This window comes from Intrasporangium chromatireducens Q5-1, assembly GCF_000576575.1.
GTDB lineage: Bacteria > Actinomycetota > Actinomycetes > Actinomycetales > Dermatophilaceae > Intrasporangium_A > Intrasporangium_A chromatireducens.
Genome location: NZ_AWQS01000475.1, coordinates 1 through 1299 on the forward strand (window position 1 = coordinate 1; position 1299 = coordinate 1299).

Here is a 1299-nt window from a genome sequence, read left to right on the forward strand (position 1 = left end):
CCGCTGAGCCGGCTCAGCGGCATACCGCGCCGTTCGTGGGTGGCTGGGACTCAGCCCTCCGCCGGCGGCCACGGGACGACGGGACCGAGCAGGGCATTGGCCCAGGCGCCGTGCACCGACTCGTCGTCGCTCGGGTGGAAGATGCCGGCGAGGACGTCGCGGTAGAGGCGCGAGAGCTCGCTGCGGTTGAAGTACGACGAGCCGCCGGAGACGCGGATGCACTGCTCGACGACCCGCAGCGCGGTCTCGGTGGCGCGCGACTTGACCGCCGAGAGCTGCGGCATCCAACGCGGTCCGCGGTCGACGAGGGCGTCGACGTCGCGGGCGATGAGCTCGATCTGCGGGTAGACGCCGTCCAGTGCCAGCGCGGCGTCCGCGAGGCGCCAGCGGATGTCGGGGTCGTTCGAGTAGGGCGCGCCCTGGTTCTTCAGCGAGGTCCGGCGCTTCACGGTGTCGGTCGCCACCTCGATCGCCCGCTGCGCGACGCCCGTGTAGACGGAGGCGAGGAGGATCTCGAAGTTCGCGAAGATCCCGAAGATGAGCGGGTCCATCGTCGGGCCGGGCGGGAGGCGGCGCACGACCCGGTCTGCGGGCGCGTGCGCGCCGTCGAGGATCGTCGTGCACGACTGCGACGCCCGCATCCCGAGCGTGTCCCAGTCGTCCTTGACGGTGACGCCCGGGTCGTCCCGGCGCACGAAGCCGTAGACGGAGTGGGGCCCGTCGTGGCCCGAGGTGTCGGTGCCGAACGTCCCGAGCCGGGTCCACGCCGGCGACAGGGACGTGAAGATCTTCGTCCCGTGGAACCGGTAGCCCCCGTCGCCGTCCGGGCGGGCCTCGCTGGAGGAGCCGAAGAGGACGAGGTCGTTGCCGGCCTCGGAGATCCCGAAGCCGAAGAGCTCACCGGCCGCGGCCTCCTCGAGGACGAAGTCCATCGACGAGTCGCCATGGGCGCGAACGGTGTTGGCCACGCCGACCCAGACCTGGTGCATGTTGACCGCGAGCGCGGTCGCGGGGGCGGCCCCGGCGAGGCGCATCTGCTCCAGGGTGAGCTGTTGCAGGGTCAGGCCACCGCCGCCGAGCTCGACGGGCACCATCGCGGTGAGGTAGCCGGCCGCCCGCAGGTCCTCGAGGTCCGCGTCGAAGAAGGCGTTCTCGCGGTCGAGCCGGGCCGCCCGGCCGCGGATCCGCTCGAGCACCTCCTCGGAGAGGTATGCCGCTGGGCTGGCTTCCGTCGTCATCGATCCTCCTGCTCCGGCTGGGCTGTCCCCCGAGTCTGCACTCAACCACACCGCCTCCCCC

Annotated in this window: 1 protein-coding gene; it reads right to left on the reverse strand. The window is 72.1% G+C overall.

Annotated features, from left to right (window positions below; genetic code table 11):
* Positions 1-50: 50 nt before the first annotated feature.
* A complete protein-coding gene (locus N864_RS22315) occupies positions 51-1238 on the reverse strand; it encodes an acyl-CoA dehydrogenase family protein (RefSeq protein WP_034722752.1) in 1188 nt (395 codons plus the stop codon).
* Between the last annotated feature and the right edge of the window lie 61 nt (positions 1239-1299).